We start from the raw sequence: 17,779 nt of genomic DNA, 5'->3' as shown, positions 1-17,779 counted from the left end.
GATGGATCGATAGATGCAACAGTCAATGGTGGCAACAATGCAATTGTTACTGACAATGGTGACGGCACTGTTAGCGTTGACTTTAATGGGGATGGGGTTGACGTGGTTTTACCAAGTGGTCAAACCATTATTCAAAATGGCGATGGTACAGTGACGATCCAGACGCAAAATGGTATGGTTACAGTATCTGAAAATAACGAAGTTGCAATAAGTGATAATACTGATGGAACAATAAACATCGACTTTGATAATGATGGCGTAGTAGATGTAGTTGCTGAGGCTGACACAACGGTTATTGAAGATAAATCAAGTCAAACACTTGAGGTGACAACACCACAAAACAATACTGTGATTCTGCCAAAAAATGAGAATGTTGCCGTTAAAGACGGTGAGTCCCAAGAAAATGTCAGTGTTGATTTTGGTAATAATGGCGTAGTTGATGCATTTATTACAACAGGATCAAAGGTGGTGGTTAATGATAATCAATTGATGGTTGAAACTACTGATGGCAACAAGGTATCAGTAGCAAAGGACGCAGGGGTTGATATATCAGCACCAACACAAAATCCAGATGTTTTAATAGATAATACGGATAGAAGTAATAAGCATAAAGTGGTAGAAAATTCGCTTGAAACGATCTCTGGACAAAGGGATATTACTATAGCAGAAGTGGCTAATCAAGCAACGACTCAATCACAAGAGTTACCGACTTTGAGTAATGAATTGAGCTTTGATATTGTACGATTGAATTTTGGTGAGGCTTTAAGGGCAAATGAGCCAGTAGAAGTTTTGACCATGATTGCAGGCTACACCATCAAAGATATACTTATAAATGTTGGCAACGTAGATTATTCGAGTGAGTTAGCTGTAAGACAAATTATTCAGCAAGCCATCGAAGCAAGAAAGTCACCTATGGTGATTGCTAATATTGCTTCAGGTATGGTGGGCACAGCATCAAGTATGGGGAATCCTTTTGACTTTGTTGTTAAAGGAGTTATTGCTCAGTCGATAGATTCATCTTTAGGTTCGAGCGAGATTACCCAAATTTTGTCGCAAATGATTCTTGATTCAGAGGATGATGAGCGAGACTTTCTCATTCGGATGGTTGCTGATAATCAGCAGCTTGACCAAAGTCATATGGTTCGAATCTTTAACTATCTTAAAGAAAAAGACCCTTTGATTGCGGAAACATTTGCCAAGGAAATACAATTACCATTAGCAAGCATGCCTGAGCAAACTAATATGACAATAGCCGCTGAGCAACTAAAAGAAGGGATGCTATCAAAGCTTAAAGCAATGCTTGTTGGGAATTATGGCGTTGATGGACAAAAAAATGCTACCTATGATGTGGATGAGCAAAGGTATAAAGTAGAGTTGGCAAAGGCGAAGTTATTAGCAAATTTTGGTAATGCTAAGAACGACAACAATAAAACTGAGAAATCATAAACCTCTGAAGCATTTTACAGGACGTATTGCTGAGGGAATTGCGTTATATATCCGCCGGAGACTAATTTACAGTATTTCTGCAAAATAACTTACGATGGGTATGTCTTTAAACTGGGGAAAGTTCAAGTATCCAGGTTAAAATGATTTTATTCATTCGTTCAGGCTCTTCTAATGGAGCAAAATGCCCGCTTTTGTTCATGCTAGCATATGTGATGTTGTTGATGTTTTGGTAAAAGCTAATACTGCTTTCAGCGCTAACAATTTTATCTTCTGGTGAGGTAATTAGCAGTGTTGGAATATTGAAGTTGTCAGTATTTTCAAGATCCTGCATTCCTAAGTTTAACTTTTTTATTACTTCTAAGTTATTGGTTTTGCCGGCATTCACTTGCTCATCAATAAGTGTTTGTTGCGTGTCGGGGTGGAAGCCCGAAGATGCGAAAAACTGATTCATGTTGTCACGAATATTTTCTAAGGTAGAAAGAGATTGGCTCCAAAAAGAAAAGCTCTCAGCATCAAGCTTAGTGCATGGTGATGGGCTGACCAGTATAAGTTGAGTAATATTGAGGATTAAACTATGCTTTTTGGCTGTCGCATAAGCATATGCACCACCACGTGAATGTCCAATTATGATATTTTCTTTACTACCTAATTTTGAAATAACATAGGCAATATCTTTAACATACTCATCAAGCATGTAAGGGTTTTCAGTATGGTTTTTAATAATAGGACTTTGCCCATGTCCTGGTAAGTCTAATGTAATAACATTAAAAAAATGCTTAAAAAATATTGCCTGATGACGCCATTGCGTTTGGCGTCCGCCCATCCCGTGAACAAAGATTAGCGTTATCGGGCTGTTATGATGACTGTAGTAATGGCAATTAATTTCACGCTTATCGCGGAAAACTTTCTTAAGCGTCATGCGTTATCCTTAACTGATGTTAACGGTATAATAAACCTAAGAAAAAAAGATATATAGCCAATCAATAATTATGGAAGGTTTCGTTTGTTTTCACCAATATAAAGTTGGCGTGGACGCCCGATTTTCATTGCTGGATCGTTATACATTTCTAGATATTGAGAGATCCAGCCAGATGTGCGCGCCAAAGCAAAAATTGGTGTGTACATATAAGTTGGAATGTTCAATGCTTTCAAAATAATGCCTGAGTAGAAATCAACATTTGGGAACAACTTTCTTTCGATAAAGTAAGTATCATTTAGAGCAATTGTTTCAAGTTTTTTAGCAATGTGAAGTAATGGGTTATCACTATCTCCCATTTGATTTAGAATGCTTTCACATGCTTTTTTCATGGCTGTTGCACGTGGGTCAGTGTTTTTGTAGACGCGGTGACCAAAGCCCATTAATCTAAACGGATCTTCTTTATCCTTAGCACGCTCAATAAACTTTTCGATATTACTTACATCACCAATTTGTTCAAGCATTTTAACAACTGCTTCATTAGCACCACCGTGAGCCGGTCCCCAAAGGGCAGCAATGCCTGCAACAATAGCGGCGTATGGGTCCGTGCCTGTAGAGCCAGCAAGGCGCACAGTTGAGGTGGAAGCGTTTTGCTCATGGTCTGCATGTAATATAAAGATGGTGTCCATAGCGCGTGCAGCTAATGGATCTGGCTGATAGTTTTCATTATCAGCAAACATCATATATAAAAAATTTTCAGCGTATGAAAAAGATTTTTTAGGCGCCATAAAGGGTAAATTATTGCGGTGACGGTAAGTCATTGCAACAAGTGTTGGGATGCGTGCAATAATTTTTTCCGCCATTTTTATTTGTTGTGCAGGGTCTTTCTTATTCATTGTTTTTTGATTTTCTGCAGACATTACACTTACTGCTGCCATTAGTGGCGCCATTGGATGCACGTCTTGTGGAAAGGCTTGGATTGTGTTAGCAATATGTTTGCATGCTGACATATTATCCAAAATGCGTTGGTTAAAGCCATTGATTTCTTCGGTACTTGGAAGCTTGTCATTTAGCAAAGCATAGCAAAGGTTCATGTAATGTGATTTCTCAACCCATTGCTCTATCGGGTAGCCGCGATGTAAAAGTACTCCTTGACTGCCATTAATATAGGTTATTTTTGACCAACATGCTGCTGTTGATAGAAACCCTGGGTCATAGGTAAATAGACCTTCTTTGACGAGAGAGGATACATCAACGGTTTGTTGACCTAGCACAGGGGTGTGAATAGGTAGGGTTAGGGATAAATTTTTATGTTGGACATTTAAAACAGCAGTTTCAGACATGTTGATCTCCATGATTTGGCACATTTAAATAGCACAAAGCTCCACCATGACTAAAGCCAATAAGAGCGTTTTTAATGTTATTTTAGTTTGTGCAGGTAAGTAAAAAATTCTGAGGCATATTTAAGCTTATATCCCCAAGGTTGTCAAATAAAGACACCCAAAGAGTTAGGAAGGATAGTAAGTCTTAAACAGCGTGTGCAGATGATGATTTTGGTAATGCAATAGTCCCAATAAAGCCAATGATACTTGCAATAAGCTGCAAGATCATACTTTTTTCAAGACCAGCGACTGAGAAGCTTGCAGTAATGATGGCTAGAATAAAAGTGATAACGAATATAGTACCTACGGTTGATTTGGTGTTAGCAAACGTTAAGAGACCCAGCAGTAACGAAACTGCAGATAAGATAATCCCCCAGACGCCTATTGCAACTGAGTAGCTCATAAGTGTGGCTGCGAAAATAACACCTAGAATGCTTGCAATAACAACAAGAATAGATCCAATGTTTTTAATGCCTTTCATAATATTTCTCCTGATAAATGTATGAACAAAATGCTTCCTTTGCTTCCTTTGCATCATGTGCTAAAGAAGTTAGGGTCAGTTTATGCTTTATCCGTGCATAATAGAAATGACAAAATCTTATCAGAGCTATAATGTTGATTTATGATTATTGTTTGGAGAATAAGTTGGCATCAATATTATTAGCGGCAGCAATCACTTTTAGGCGGCGTAACGCATCAACCTGTATTTGGCGCACGCGCTCACGCGTCAGTCCGATTTGTGTACCTGTTTCTTCAAGTGTTTGGATGTCATAACCGCGCAAGCCAAAACGCATTGATAATACAGCACGTTGGTTGTCACTTAGCTCATCAAGCCACTGATCAATAAATTGTGCTGCTTTTTGATGTAAGTGAATATTCTCTGGGTCACTTGTTTGTTCATCGGCAATTGTCTCAAGCATACTGCGGTTTGAGTCATCATAGGCATCATCTAATGAGTCCATCGGCACAGTTGAGGTAAGAATTTTACGAATATCCTCAACAGGGCGGTCAATAAACTCGGCAATTTCTTCAGGGGACGGCTCGTGATCAAGTAGTTTGGTCAGCTCAGTTGCGGCACGCAAATAGACATTAAGCTCCTTTAATATATGGACAGGAACACGGATTGTTCGCTGATGATTTAATAGTGCGCGCTCAATATTTTGACGAATCCACCAAGTGGCATAAGTGGAAAAGCGCCAGCCAAGCTCAGGGTCAAATTTTTCAACAGCACGGATTAAGCCAAGATTGCCTTCAGCGATCAAATCAAGAAAACTCAAACTGTTACCACGCGGTTTGTAGCGTTTAGCAATTTTGACAACAAGACGTAAATTGCTTTCAATCATGATGTTTTTCGCTTGTAAGTCACCCTCTTGAACTTTTTGGGCATAATAGAACTCTTCATCTTTTGTTAGCAATGGTCTAAAGCCAATATCAACGAGATACATGCGTGTGGCATCATTGTCTACGTGTGAAAAATCATGCGCATCAATTTCAGTATTGCTAGATGTATCATCGTCATCATCAGTGTTATCAAATGCATAATCATCACTATCAATATCGTCATTATCACTGTCTTTAACGTGATCGTCCTTGAGCGTGTTAACGATATTGTTTGGTTTATTGTCAAACTTATCTTGTTTATTAGCTGATTGTAACACGTCTATCTCCTTATTACCCTATCATAGAATGGTTAGAGCTATTATTATCAAAAGGGTGTTATACCCATCACAAACCATTTTACAGTATTTCTTGCCTTGCACTTTCGCGTTATTGTCAAGTTGGGTTTTAGCAATAGCGAATGCGTTAATAAACAATGAATAATTGCATTGTTTTAGTAAATGAGAGTCCAAGGGCTCTACTTACTAAGGGCAGCTATTGCCTGTTATCCAACTTAGCAGAGTCATTACAAACTGCTTTACAACTAAACACCGCAAAATGATTTGCGATGGGTAACTGTATGCATCGACTTTTTGTAGTCTCGCTGCAAAACCCGATTTATGACCTTATTAACATTATCGCAATAACAGCTCATATGCGAAAGAGCAGAATGATGAATCTGCTGTAGGCTATATATGTAAGTGTTATCAGATATTTTTATGTCTTTGTCAGTGGATCATCGTACCTTGAATGTAAAGAAGATGGCAAGCATGATAGTCAATCTCTGCATAAGTATTTATTTTGCTGAAAATGAATTGAGAGATAATTGACCTTTTTTAATATGACTATTCCATCGTTATGAGTATTGAATTACAAGGCCCCAGCCGGTTTTGCTAGATTACCTCCAGTGAGTATTATATGATGGGTAAATTATTTATGATATGAAGCTTTTTTCTGTCTGGTATTTTGAGTATTATGGAGCGCGCAAATTACTTTACCTTTCTTAATAATAGATTATCAATTCAAAAGTTTTTAAGTATCTGTTTAATTTTACTTATTAGCTGCTCGATCTTTATATTAGGTGTTTTTAACTACTATCAGATGCGTCAACAAAATGAAGATTTATTTAAAATGCAAATGGTCAACAGTGCTAATGCGATAGACGCCTTATTATCAGCAGCAATTAAAGACAGTTCAAAACGCCAGTTAAGTGACTTACTCGAATCCAACTCTTTGGCAACACTTGAGAATATTGCGGGAAATTTAAAACCTAAGATTGCACAGTTTGATAATGTTTATAAGGACTCATTTGCCTTTCAGGTTTATGATAGACGCAGTGGGAATTTGATCTTACATTCAACAGGGTCGCCAGATGTATCCACTTTTCAAAAGGCAGAACTTGATAGTTTTCAAACTGTTAAGCTAACAACACCACAAGGGACAAAGTTGTGGAATATGTTTAGCATCAATAGTCGCTATCAACCTTACCGTATTGTGGTGTTGGTTAGCTCTGACTTTAAACATCAAATGTTTTTAAATTTATTTCGAAGTGCTTTATGGGATTTAATTACGCTATATATATTTCTATTGTTATCGATATTTGTCGTTGTACAGTTGGCTTTGCGTCCATTGTCTGATATTCGTCGTGCAATTGCGGTCAAAGATCCACGTAAACTTGAACCAATTGCCGTTAAAACAGCGCCACCTGAGGTGATCCCGCTGTTAAATCAATTAAATATTTTATTTCAAAAGTTCAGCAAAGTGTTGGAGCGTGAGAAGCGTTTTGCAGGAGATGCGGCACATGAGTTAAAAACACCATTAGCCGCATTAAAAACGCAGGCTGAGGTTGCGCTTAATTTGGATGATATGGTCGAAATTAAAAAGCGCATTGCTAATATTATTAGTGGTGCAGATCGTTATTTTTATATAATCGATCAACTGCTTACATTAAGCCGTTTAGAACCACAACAGGATTTACCAGATAAAAAAAATGTAAGCTTAAATAAAATTGCCGAAAATCAGTTGGCAGAATTGGCACTCTTGGCTTTGCATAAAAACATTGAGTTAGCATTTTTACCAAGTAAGTCGGCAGCAGTTGTTTATGCAAGTGAAACATTGATGAATATTTTGTTTAGAAATCTCATAGATAATGCCATTCGCTATACACCAGATGGTGGCAAGGTCATCTTATATAGTTATGTGACAAAATCAGCAGTATTATTTGAGGTGGTTGATAATGGAATCGGGATTGCTGAGGATAAACAAAAGAGAATTTTTGATCGATTCTATCGTGAAGCAGGGACAGGACAAGCAGGGAGCGGGCTTGGGTTATCTATTGTTAAGGAAATTGTGAGATTGCATGATGGGCTGATAGCGGCGCGCACCTCAGAAGGTGGTCAAGGTTTGACGATTGTACTGCAGTTTCCTGTGAGTAAAGTGGTGCAATGAGTTAAAAGACTATTTGACATTCTGCTTAACACGACTGTTGTGAATATATAGGGTAATTGAGTTAGAAAAAAAAGTCTCGCCTTCTTTGGTTTTCCCATAAAGGCTAATATCGTTCTTGCCAGGAAAAGGTCTTGGTATATTCCATGTATTATTTTGATAAACAGCACTACCTTCATGTTCGTTAGCAATTACCATCACTTTAGCCTTAGCTGACAATGGTGGGGAGGTTTGAATAGGGATTAAAGGATAAAAGTTATGAATGTGCGTGTTGTTGGCAGGGGATATGATTTTTATATTAAGCGTGCTGTTTTGATTTTTGATATGTTCAGAAAGTTTCTCTTTAAGCGTAGCTGACATTGTTTGTAATGCCTCGCTATCATTGTCTTTTGTTTCTTCATTATCAGCTGTGGTGTTTGTCTGAGCGATAATGTTTAGCGTTTTCGTGTCAACAGTTGTTGTGTTGGTGTTTTCATCAGGTGGCGTGTTGGAGAAAACGGTATTACCATTTTTATCTTGCCACTGATATATCTCAGCATGCGCTGTGAGACTCAAAAAAACTATAATTAATAGTAAAAAATGCTGGCAAAATGATTTTGCTTTCGTATATACTTGCACGCGTCTTAACAGCTTATGTTTTCAAAATCTGGTGCATAAAATTATAGGCAAAAAAATCGATGAAAAAAAGTTGATTTTTAAAAACTAAAGCCCTATGATTGTCGCCAGCACGCTGGAGGGGTTCCCGAGCGGCCAAAGGGATCAGACTGTAAATCTGACGGCTCAGCCTTCGCAGGTTCGAATCCTGCCCCCTCCACCACGATTTCCCAGTGCGGGCGTAGTTCAATGGTAGAACTTCGGCCTTCCAAGCCGATAGCGTGGGTTCGATTCCCATCGCCCGCTCCATTAAAGGGATTTATAAAGTGTAATATTAATTTTTTAAAATATTGAAGCTCGCATAGCTCAGTAGGTAGAGCACTCCCTTGGTAAGGGAGAGGTCACCAGTTCAAATCTGGTTGTGAGCACCAGTTGAGTTTGTTAATAAAACTTTGGAGCAAATAATGGCTAAAGAAAAATTTGAACGTAAGAAGCCGCACGTTAACGTTGGTACAATTGGTCACGTTGACCATGGTAAAACAACTTTGACAGCTGCGATCACTAAAGTGCTTTCAGAGGCGTATGGTGGTGCTGCTCGCGCGTTTGATGAGATTGATAATGCGCCAGAAGAGAAAGCGCGTGGTATTACTATTTCAACTTCACACGTTGAATATGAGACGCCAAGTCGTCACTATGCGCACGTAGACTGTCCAGGGCACGCGGATTATGTTAAGAACATGATTACTGGTGCAGCTCAGATGGATGGTGCGATCCTTGTGTGTTCAGCTGCAGATGGCCCTATGCCACAAACGCGTGAGCATATCCTTTTATCACGTCAGGTAGGTGTTCCATATATCGTTGTTTTCTTGAATAAGTGTGATATGGTTGACGATGAAGAGTTATTAGAATTGGTTGAAATGGAAGTGCGTGAGCTTCTTGATCAATACGAATTCCCAGGCGATGACACGCCAATCATCAAAGGGTCAGCAACGGGTGCTTTGGCTGGTGAGCAAAAATGGGTTGATGCTATTCTTGAGTTGGGTAAAACGCTTGATGAATACATTCCTGAGCCGCAACGTGAAACTGACAAGCCTTTCTTGTTACCAATTGAAGACGTATTCTCAATTTCTGGGCGTGGTACGGTTGTTACTGGGCGTGTTGAGCGTGGTGTTATCAAAGTGGGTGAAGAAGTCGAGGTTGTTGGTATTAGAAATACTCAAAAGACAACGGTTACTGGTGTTGAGATGTTCCGTAAGCTTCTAGATGAAGGTAAAGCGGGTGAGAACGTTGGTATTCTTATTCGTGGTCTTAAGCGTGATGATGTTGAGCGTGGTCAAGTTCTTTGTAAGCCAGGTTCAATTACACCACACACTAAGTTTGAAGCTGAAGTTTATGTATTGTCTAAAGAAGAGGGTGGACGTCATACGCCATTCTTTAAAGGTTACAGACCACAATTCTACTTCCGTACAACTGACGTAACGGGTTCAGTTGAGTTGCCAGAAGGTGTTGAGATGGTCATGCCTGGTGACAACATAAAAATGGTTGTTACATTGATCAACTCTATCGCGATGGAAGAGGGTTTACGCTTTGCTATTCGTGAAGGCGGTCGTACGGTTGGTGCTGGTGTTGTAGCGAAGATTCTTGCTTAATATTAGTAGTAACTCAATATTAGTTTTGTAGGCCAGTAGTTCAATTGGTAGAGCAGCGGTCTCCAAAACCGCAAGTTGGGGGTTCGAGTCCCTCCTGGCCTGCCAAATAAATTGACTTGAACGGCGTGTTAATCTGTGTTAAGATTGCACGCCGTTTTTGTTTGTAGTGGGAAATGAGGCTTCTAGATGAAAGATTCAGTAACGAAAAAAGTGTGGACAACCACCACTAAAAAAGCTGATGTGCGTCAAATAAGTAGCGCTAATAATAAGATGTTGTGGCTATTAATGGTTGTCATTGCGGCAATCATTGTTTTTTCGAGTATGTATTTCTCGCTTTTTACCGAATCATCAGCGTTAATGGCGGTGCTTATTATCGTTGGCATTGTAATCTTATTGGCGATTGGCAAGCAGACAAATCAAGGAGCAAAAGGCTGGCAGTTTTTGCTAGAGGCTAGGTTGGAAATGCGCAAAGTAGTGTGGCCAACACGTCAAGAAACGATTAATTCAACATTGATTGTTTTAGCAATTGTTGCTGTGGCATCAGTGATTATTTATTTTGTTGGTATGCTATTTATGCACCTTATTCAAGCGATATTAAGTTAAGAGGTTGTTTATGTCTGCAGATGAGAAAGATGTGCCAAACGCGCATGTCGAAACAGAGGCTGCTCAATCAGCTGCACAAGTGCAGAGTGATAGCAAGAAGAGGTGGTATGTTATTCAGGCTTATTCAGGTTATGAAAAGCGTGTGAAATCCCAAATTGAAGAGAAAATAAAGCTAGAAGGTTTAGAGCGCTTTTTTGGTAAGATTTTAGTTCCAACCGAAGAAGTGGTTGAAATGAAGGCTGGGCAAAAGCGTAAAAGTGAGCGTAAATTCTTTCCAGGTTATGTCTTAATACAGATGGAAATGGACGAAGCTGCTTGGCAGCTTGTGCGTCGTACGCCTCGTGTTAGCGGCTTTGTTGGAGGCACCAGTGAACGACCAATGCCGATTACCAATGCTGAAGCTGAAAGAATTCTTGGTTCGTTGAAGATGGGTGCGGATAAAACAGCGCCAAAGCCACGTACTACTTTTCAAGTTGGTCAGGTCGTTCGTGTGTTAGATGGTCCGTTTGCTGACTTCACCGGTGTGGTTGAAGAAATTAACTACGAAAAATCGCGCGTACATGTCGCCGTTTCAATCTTTGGGCGCTCAACACCGGTTGAGCTTGAGTTTTCGCAAGTCGAAAAAGATGCTTAAGAGTTTGTTGCTGATTTGAATCAGTAATATGAGGTGCCTGATGCTGAGCATTAGGCAAAAACAATAGGGGAGCTATGGATTCACATAGCGCTATACCCAGAATAGGAGTAAATAATGGCAAAGAAAGTACAAGCTTACATTAAGCTTCAGGTAAAAGCAGGGCAAGCAAATCCTAGTCCTCCGATTGGTCCAGCGTTGGGTCAACACGGTGTGAATATCATGGAATTTTGTAAAGCTTTTAACGCACAAACACAGAAGATGGAACAAGGCGCGCCAGTTCCTGTAGTGATTACTGTGTATAGTGATAGAAGTTTTACGTTTACTATGAAAACACCACCTGCTTCATTCCTGTTGAAGAAAGCAGCTAAGATTAAATCTGGTAGCTCTAACCCGTCAAAAGATGTTGCAGGAACGGTTAACCGTGAGCAACTAGAAGAAATTGCTAAGACCAAAGAGCCTGATTTAACAGCGGCAGATTTAGATGCGGCAGTTAGAACAATTGCAGGTAGTGCGCGTAGCATGGGTCTTAAAGTTGAGGGGGTTGAGTAATGGCTAAGTTATCAAAAAGAATGAAAGCTTTGTCTGAGAAAGTAAACAGACTAAATGCTTATCCGGCAACTGATGCATTCAACCTTTTAAAAGAGCTTTCAAAAGTTAAATTTAAAGAGTCTATCGATGTTGCGGTAAATTTAGGTGTTGATCCGCGTAAATCTGATCAGGTTGTGCGTGGTGCTTCTGTATTGCCAAACGGTACAGGTAAAACGGTTCGGGTTGCTGTATTTACGCAAGGTGAAAATGCAACCAAAGCAACTGAAGCTGGTGCTGATATCGTTGGTATGGATGATTTGGCAGCTGAAGTTAAAAAAGGCAACATGGATTTTGATGTTGTGATTGCAACACCTGATGCAATGCGTGTTGTTGGTCAGTTAGGTCAAATACTTGGGCCTAAGGGCTTAATGCCAAACCCTAAAGTGGGTACGGTAACCACTGATGTCGCTCAAGCGGTTACTAACGCTAAAGCAGGTCAAGTACGCTTCCGTGTCGATAAAGCAGGTATCGTTCATACGACCATAGGTAAAGCAGATTTTGAACCAGCAGCTTTGCAACAAAACTTAGAAACACTTTTGGCAGATCTTAAAAAACTTAAGCCTGCGACGGCAAAAGGTGTTTATATTAAAAAGATCACAATATCCAGTACAATGGGTCCTGGGATTATGCTTGACATGAGCACAATCGAGGTTTAAGATAACGAGCCTTTTTTGTGTGCCTTGGCGCGATTTCCTGCTGCTAAGGACTTAAACAAGTTTCTTTGGGTCGCTACTTAATGTCATGTTAAGTCAGTGATGTCAAAGACCGTAGGTGTGATTGCAAGATCGCTTAATTTCCTACGCAGACGGTGCGTGTGACCTTTGAAGAGAATAATTTTTTATTTGGTTTCAAACATCGTATTAAATAATAACGTAGACAAAAACAAGAGGATTAGCTAATGGCGCTAAAGCTTGAAGATAAAAAAGCGATTGTGGCAGAAGTTGCCGAACAGGCATCCTTGGCATTGTCTGCAGCGGTAGCTGATTACCGTGGCTTGACGGTGAATCAAATGAGTGATTTACGCAAACAGGCTCGTGAATCAGGTGTATATTTGAAAGTTGTTCGCAATAACTTAGCAAGAATCGCATTTAAAGGAACTGAGTTTGAGTGCATGAATGATGCGCTTGTCGGTCCTTTAGTCTTGGCTTTCTCGAAAGAGGAACCCGGTGCGGTTGCTAAATTATTCAAAAACTTTATGAAAGATCATAAAGCTTTTGAGGTGAAGAACTTAGCAATGGGCGGTGAGTTGTTTGGTGCGGATAAGCTAGAAGAAATGTCTAAGCTTCCAAGCAGAAACGATGCACTTGGCTTATTGTGCAATGTATTACTTGCACCTGTTACCAAGTTTGTGCGTACAGCTAATGAGATTCCAGCGCAAGCTGTTCGTGTATTCGCTGCTGTTGGTGATGCAAAATAAAACCACTTTTCGTTTTTGAAATAAATTATTTAATAGGAGTATATAATGGCTATTACTAAAGAAGATATCCTAAATGCAGTTGCTGAAATGAGCGTGATGGATGTTTGTGAATTGGTTAAAATGATGGAAGAAAAATTCGGTGTTTCTGCACAAGCTGCTGTTGCAGTTGCAGCACCTGCTGCAGGAGACGCTGCTGCTGCAGAAGAGAAAACTGAATTTGACGTTGTTTTAGTTGATGCAGGTTCTAATAAAGTTGGCGCGATCAAAGCTGTTCGTGCAGCAACTGGTTTAGGTCTTAAAGAAGCAAAGGATGCTGTTGAAGGTGTTCCTTTCACTATCAAGGAAGGCGCTTCTAAAGATGATGCTGAAGCACTTAAAAAACAGCTTGAAGAAGCTGGTGCTAAGGTTGAGCTTAAGTAATCAAACGATTATTTTGAGTTAAAAAGTAAAGGCTAACAGGTATTTTATCTGTTGGCCTTTTCTGCTATCTAACAAATAGCATTTGTAGATGTGTCTGTAAATTGCAGATAAATAAAGTTTTCCAAACTTTTGGCATGATTTAGTGGTTAAAACGAATGTAGTCAGAGGAAGTGCCTGATGTCGTACTCATACGCTGAGAAAAAAAGAATCCGTAAAGAATTTGGGAACCTTCCTAATATTCTAGATGTTCCATATTTGCTTGCTGTTCAAGTAAATTCATATAAAGAGTTTTTACAACAAGATGTAAAAGCGCAAAGCCGTAAAAATAATGGTTTAGAGGCAGCTTTTAAGTCGGTTTTCCCTATAGCAAGCGTTTCAGGGTATTCCGAGCTTCACTATGTAAGCTATCGTTTAGGTGAGCCTGTTTTTGATGAAAACGAGTGTAGCATTAGAGGGGTAACTTATGCAGCTCCTTTGCGTGTAAAGCTTAGATTGGTTATCTATGATAAAGATGCACCAGTCGAAGATAAAGTGATTAAAGATGTCCGTGAACAAGAAGTCTATATGGGTGAGATCCCATTAATGACAGATAACGGCACGTTTGTGATCAATGGGACAGAGCGTGTAGTTGTATCTCAATTGCATCGTTCACCAGGTGTTTTCTTTGATCATGATAAAGGCAAAACCCATTCCTCAGGCAAAATATTACATTCAGCACGCGTGATACCTTATCGCGGATCATGGTTAGACTTTGAGTTTGATCCAAAAGACTTACTTTATGTGCGTATAGATAGACGTCGTAAATTACCATCTACTGTATTACTAAAGGCGCTTGGTTATACAGCGGATGAGTTATTAAAGATTTTTTATGAGCCGGTTGACTTTGCAGTTGAAAATGGCGTTTTAATGATGACGTTTGATCCGGATTCATTAAAAGGTACAACGGCATCTTTTGATGTGGTTGACAAAGAAGGTAAAGTGCTTGTTGCTGAAGGCAAGCGTATTACCGCAAGACATACCAAGTTGATGAAAGAACAAGGTTTAAACCAAATCGAAGTCCCAGCGTCTTATGTGGTTGGCAAAGTGCTATATTCACGTATCGTTGATGAGACATCAGGTGAGGTGTTAGCACAAGCTAATGAAGAAATTACACCTGTATTATTAGATAAGCTATCTGATCGTGGTATTGCAAAATTCCAAACACTTAACACCAATGATTTAGATCGTGGTGCATATATTGCTGATACATTGCGCAATGACGTATGTCGTGATCGTGATGAGGCATTAGTTGAAATTTACCGTATGATGCGTCCTGGTGAGCCACCAACAAAAGAATCAGCAGAGAATCTATTCCAGGGTTTATTCTTCTCGGAAGATCGCTATGATTTATCAGCAGTAGGTCGCATGAAGTTTAATAATCGCTTGGGTCGTAAATCAGATAAAGGCCTAGGCGTTTTAACCAAAGATGATATTATTGATGTTGTTAAAACATTAATTGATATTCGTGATGGACGCGGCGATGTTGATGATATTGATCACTTAGGTAACCGTCGTATTCGTGCTGTGGGTGAGATGACTGAAAACCAATTCAGAATCGGCTTGGTGCGTGTTGAAAGATCAGTGCGTGAGCGCTTATCAATGGTTGATCGTGAAAGCGCGATGCCACAAGATCTAGTTAACGCTAAACCAATTACTGCTTCGATTAAAGAGTTTTTTGGTTCAGGTGCATTATCACAATTTATGGATCAGGATAACCCATTATCAGAAGTTACCCATAAACGTCGCATTTCAGCCTTAGGCCCAGGAGGTTTGTCAAGAGATCGTGCAGGATTTGAGGTGCGTGATGTACATACCACACATTATGGTCGTTTATGCCCGATTGAAACACCAGAGGGTCCAAACATTGGTTTGATCAACTCGTTAGCATGTTATGCGCGTACCAATCACTATGGTTTCTTGGAAGCGCCTTATCGCAAAGTAGTAAATGGGGTTGCCACCGATGAAATCGACTATTTATCAGCGATTGATGAGAGTAATTATGTGATTGCACAAGCCTCTGCTGCGATGGATAAAAAGGGACGTTTAACGGATGAGCTCATTCAATGCCGCTCTAAAGGTGAAGCAATTTTTACAAGTGCTGATCAAGTTCAATATATGGATGTTTCAGCCAAGCAAATGGTCTCAGTTGCAGCAGCCCTTATTCCATTTTTGGAACATGATGACGCAAACCGTGCATTGATGGGTTCAAACATGCAACGTCAGGCTGTGCCGACGTTAAGAGCTGAAAAACCATTAGTGGGTACTGGGATGGAGCGCATTGTAGCAAGTGACTCAGGCACTTGTATTGTTGCTAAGCGCTCAGGTGTCGTTGATGCGGTTGATGGCGGTCGTATCGTTGTTTGTGCCAATAATGACGAAGTCAATGAAGGTGATTCCGTTGTTGATATTTATAATTTAACAAAATTCCGTCGTTCAAATAAAAACACTTGTATCAACCAGCGTCCAATCGTGCGTCCTGGTGATGTCGTTAAAAGAGGTGATGTATTGGCAGATGGTTCATCGACCGATATGGCAGAATTAGCCTTAGGTCAAAACCTACTTGTGGCATTTATGCCATGGAATGGTTTTAACTTTGAGGATTCAATTTTATTATCTGAGCGCATTGTTGAAGATGATCGTTATACATCTATACATATTGAAGAGTTAACATGTATTGCGCGCGACACGAAGTTAGGGGCTGAAGAGATTACCTCTGATATTCCAAATGTGAGTGAGTATGCATTAAATAAACTTGATGAGTCAGGGATTATCCACATCGGTGCCAATGTTGCTCCGGGTGATATTCTAGTTGCTAAGATTACACCTAAAGCAGAGCAGCAATTGACTCCTGAAGAAAAGCTACTACGAGCGATCTTTGGTGAGAAAGCGTCAGATGTTAAAGATAGCTCATTAAGAATGCCAACAGGTATGTATGGTACAGTCATTAACGTTCAAGTATTTACGCGTGATGGTTTAGAAAAAGATCAGCGTTCTGTCGACATTGAAAAAGCAGAGTTAGCGCGCATTCGTAAAGATTTACGTGATGAGTATCGTATTGTTGAAGGTGCAGTTCGTTCTTATCTATTACAAGAGTTAAGTGGCAAGAAAGCGCTGGCTGGTCCTGGAGGCTTAAAGCGTGGGCAAGAGATTACTAAAGAATACTTAAAAAGTCTTGAGCTTATTCAATGGCTTGATATCCGCGCGGAAGATGAAGCAACGATGGAAGCAATCACGCGTTGTAAAGCACAGATTGAACAAGCACGTAAAGACTTTGAAACTAAATTTGAAGCAAAACGTAAGAAGCTTACCCAAGGTGATGATTTGTCCCCTGGAGTGCTTAAGATCGTGAAAGTTTTTGTTGCTGTTAAGCGTCGTATTCAGCCAGGAGACAAAATGGCGGGACGCCATGGTAACAAAGGGGTTGTTTCACGCATTCTACCGATTGAAGATATGCCATACTTAGAAGATGGCACACCAATGGATATCGTGTTGAATCCGCTAGGGGTCCCGTCACGTATGAATATTGGTCAGGTCCTTGAGACACATATGGGTATGGCAGCAAGAGCACTAGGACATAAAGTCTCTGATGCACTTGAAGCAAGCCAAAAAGCACAAGATATTCGTAAAACCTTAGAAGAAGTTTACAACACGATTGGTAATAAGAAAGTCGACCTAAGTCAGCTTGATGATGATCAAGTGATGGAAATGGCTTATAACCTAAGAGCTGGTGTACCAATTGCAACCCCTGTGTTTGATGGTGCTAAAGAAAAAGACATCAAAGATCTTCTGAAACTTTGCGGCTTAAATGAAAGCGGTCAAGCTCAGCTTTATGATGGGCGTACTGGCTTAGCATTTGATCGTCATGTCACTGTTGGTTATATGTATATGTTGAAGTTAGACCACTTGGTTGATGACAAGATGCATGCACGCTCAACGGGCTCTTATAGTTTGGTTACACAGCAGCCCCTTGGTGGTAAAGCACAGTTTGGTGGTCAGCGTTTCGGTGAGATGGAGGTTTGGGCACTACAAGCTTATGGTGCTGCTTATACGCTACGTGAAATGTTGACGGTTAAATCAGATGACGTCAATGGCCGAACTAGAATGTACAAAAATATTGTTGATGGTAATTTCAAGATGGATGCCAGTCTGCCTGAATCATTCAACGTATTGATGAAAGAAGTACGTGCATTAGGTATTGATATTGATCTTGAGTCTGATTTAGAAAACTAAACGAACTTAAGTTGTCGTGATGAAACAGCTATGGGCATA

The 17,779-nt window shown here is 40.0% G+C and carries 15 protein-coding genes and 4 tRNA genes; 14 read left to right on the top strand and 5 right to left on the bottom strand.

Annotated elements, in window-relative coordinates; all coding sequences use genetic code 11:
• A partial coding sequence (locus tag DNK85_RS07900; protein ID WP_162896607.1) for an FG-GAP repeat domain-containing protein occupies positions 1-1,446 on the top strand: 1,446 nt, incomplete at its 5' end.
• Between the two features lie 106 nt (positions 1,447-1,552).
• Here the strand turns inward: DNK85_RS07900 and DNK85_RS07895 are convergent.
• The 4 genes from DNK85_RS07895 to DNK85_RS07880 all read right to left on the bottom strand — a co-directional run bounded on the left by DNK85_RS07895 (position 1,553) and on the right by DNK85_RS07880 (position 5,402).
• A complete protein-coding gene (locus DNK85_RS07895) occupies positions 1,553-2,365 on the bottom strand; it encodes an alpha/beta fold hydrolase (protein WP_119329036.1) in 813 nt (270 codons plus the stop codon).
• Between the two features lie 68 nt (positions 2,366-2,433).
• Complete coding sequence (locus tag DNK85_RS07890; protein ID WP_119329035.1) at positions 2,434-3,705, bottom strand: citrate synthase; 1,272 nt, start codon at positions 3,703-3,705, stop codon at positions 2,434-2,436.
• 184 nt (positions 3,706-3,889) lie between these two features.
• Complete coding sequence (locus DNK85_RS07885) at positions 3,890-4,225, bottom strand: hypothetical protein (RefSeq protein ID WP_119329034.1); 336 nt, start codon at positions 4,223-4,225, stop codon at positions 3,890-3,892.
• Positions 4,226-4,370: 145 nt separating this feature from the next.
• Positions 4,371-5,402 (bottom strand): sigma-70 family RNA polymerase sigma factor, encoded by a 1,032-nt coding sequence (locus tag DNK85_RS07880; protein ID WP_235842411.1) that lies wholly within the window; start codon positions 5,400-5,402, stop codon positions 4,371-4,373.
• A 694-nt stretch (positions 5,403-6,096) separates the two neighbouring features.
• On the opposite strand from DNK85_RS07880, the gene DNK85_RS07875 reads away from it, so the two are divergent.
• The gene (locus DNK85_RS07875) at positions 6,097-7,569 is read left to right on the top strand and encodes an ATP-binding protein (RefSeq protein ID WP_119329033.1); all 1,473 of its coding nucleotides are present in this window, start codon (positions 6,097-6,099) and stop codon (positions 7,567-7,569) included.
• A gap of 9 nt (positions 7,570-7,578) precedes the next feature.
• Here the strand turns inward: DNK85_RS07875 and DNK85_RS07870 are convergent, their stop codons facing one another.
• A complete protein-coding gene (locus DNK85_RS07870; RefSeq protein WP_162896606.1) occupies positions 7,579-8,184 on the bottom strand; it encodes a DUF4124 domain-containing protein in 606 nt (201 codons plus the stop codon).
• Between the two features lie 114 nt (positions 8,185-8,298).
• Between DNK85_RS07870 and DNK85_RS07865 the strand changes: the two genes are divergently transcribed.
• The 12 genes from DNK85_RS07865 (at position 8,299) to rpoB (ending at position 17,740) form a co-directional block, all read left to right on the top strand.
• A tRNA-Tyr gene (locus tag DNK85_RS07865) sits at positions 8,299-8,383 on the top strand.
• Positions 8,384-8,395: 12 nt separating this feature from the next.
• Positions 8,396-8,469 (top strand) — tRNA-Gly (locus DNK85_RS07860).
• A gap of 46 nt (positions 8,470-8,515) precedes the next feature.
• Positions 8,516-8,591: transfer RNA gene (locus tag DNK85_RS07855), tRNA-Thr, on the top strand.
• A gap of 33 nt (positions 8,592-8,624) precedes the next feature.
• On the top strand, positions 8,625-9,809 hold the full coding sequence (tuf, locus tag DNK85_RS07850; protein ID WP_119329031.1) for an elongation factor Tu: 1,185 nt from the start codon (positions 8,625-8,627) through the stop codon (positions 9,807-9,809).
• 29 nt (positions 9,810-9,838) lie between these two features.
• A tRNA-Trp gene (locus DNK85_RS07845) sits at positions 9,839-9,914 on the top strand.
• Between the two features lie 81 nt (positions 9,915-9,995).
• Positions 9,996-10,412, top strand: a complete 417-nt coding sequence (secE, locus tag DNK85_RS07840) for a preprotein translocase subunit SecE (protein ID WP_119329030.1) — start codon at positions 9,996-9,998, stop codon at positions 10,410-10,412.
• A gap of 10 nt (positions 10,413-10,422) precedes the next feature.
• Positions 10,423-11,046 (top strand): transcription termination/antitermination protein NusG, encoded by a 624-nt coding sequence (gene nusG, locus DNK85_RS07835; protein ID WP_119329029.1) that lies wholly within the window; start codon positions 10,423-10,425, stop codon positions 11,044-11,046.
• A 114-nt stretch (positions 11,047-11,160) separates the two neighbouring features.
• A complete protein-coding gene (gene rplK / locus DNK85_RS07830; protein ID WP_119329028.1) occupies positions 11,161-11,595 on the top strand; it encodes a 50S ribosomal protein L11 in 435 nt (144 codons plus the stop codon).
• Positions 11,595-12,290, top strand: coding sequence for a 50S ribosomal protein L1 (gene rplA, locus DNK85_RS07825; RefSeq protein WP_119329027.1), 696 nt, complete (start codon positions 11,595-11,597; stop codon positions 12,288-12,290). The genes rplK and rplA overlap by 1 nt, the downstream gene beginning before the upstream one ends.
• 242 nt (positions 12,291-12,532) lie before the next feature.
• Positions 12,533-13,051 (top strand): 50S ribosomal protein L10, encoded by a 519-nt coding sequence (rplJ, locus tag DNK85_RS07820; protein ID WP_119329026.1) that lies wholly within the window; start codon positions 12,533-12,535, stop codon positions 13,049-13,051.
• A 45-nt stretch (positions 13,052-13,096) separates the two neighbouring features.
• Complete coding sequence (rplL, locus tag DNK85_RS07815; protein ID WP_119329025.1) at positions 13,097-13,471, top strand: 50S ribosomal protein L7/L12; 375 nt, start codon at positions 13,097-13,099, stop codon at positions 13,469-13,471.
• A gap of 177 nt (positions 13,472-13,648) precedes the next feature.
• Positions 13,649-17,740, top strand: a complete 4,092-nt coding sequence (rpoB, locus tag DNK85_RS07810; protein ID WP_119329024.1) for a DNA-directed RNA polymerase subunit beta — start codon at positions 13,649-13,651, stop codon at positions 17,738-17,740.
• The last annotated feature ends 39 nt before the right edge of the window (positions 17,741-17,779 follow it).

It is taken from the genome of Cysteiniphilum halobium (assembly GCF_003574425.1).
Classification (GTDB): Bacteria; Pseudomonadota; Gammaproteobacteria; order Francisellales; family Francisellaceae; genus Caedibacter; species Caedibacter halobius.
The sequence above is the reverse complement of the archived record's forward strand: the minus strand, read 5'-3'. Positions and strand labels throughout refer to the sequence as shown.